We start from the raw sequence: 203 nt of genomic DNA, 5'->3' as shown, positions 1-203 counted from the left end.
AGGTGGAAACGGTCGGTGTTGTCGGAAGACCACTGGGCGATGTCGCCGCCAAGCTGCATCACATAGCGGTTGGCCTGCATATCCAGCTGGCCGCTGCTGTCTTTCTGCCGGGTGTGACCACCTACGTTGCGCAGCCACAGGCTGGTCACCGCTTTCTCGCCGGTCAGGGCGTCGACGTAGTGGGTTTCGCCCAGGCGGTCGTG

General features: G+C 63.5%; 1 protein-coding gene. It reads right to left on the bottom strand.

Translation table 11 applies throughout. From position 1 onward, the window contains the following. Window positions 1–203, bottom strand: a 203-nt coding sequence (locus OGY07_RS00005; protein WP_286597879.1) for an autotransporter outer membrane beta-barrel domain-containing protein, incomplete at both ends; no start/stop codon positions are given.

Origin of the sequence: Citrobacter sp. Cs237, assembly GCF_030332325.1 — a bacterium.
In the GTDB taxonomy this organism is placed as follows: domain Bacteria; phylum Pseudomonadota; class Gammaproteobacteria; order Enterobacterales; family Enterobacteriaceae; genus Citrobacter_A; species Citrobacter_A sedlakii.
The sequence above is the reverse complement of the archived record's forward strand: the minus strand, read 5'-3'. Positions and strand labels throughout refer to the sequence as shown.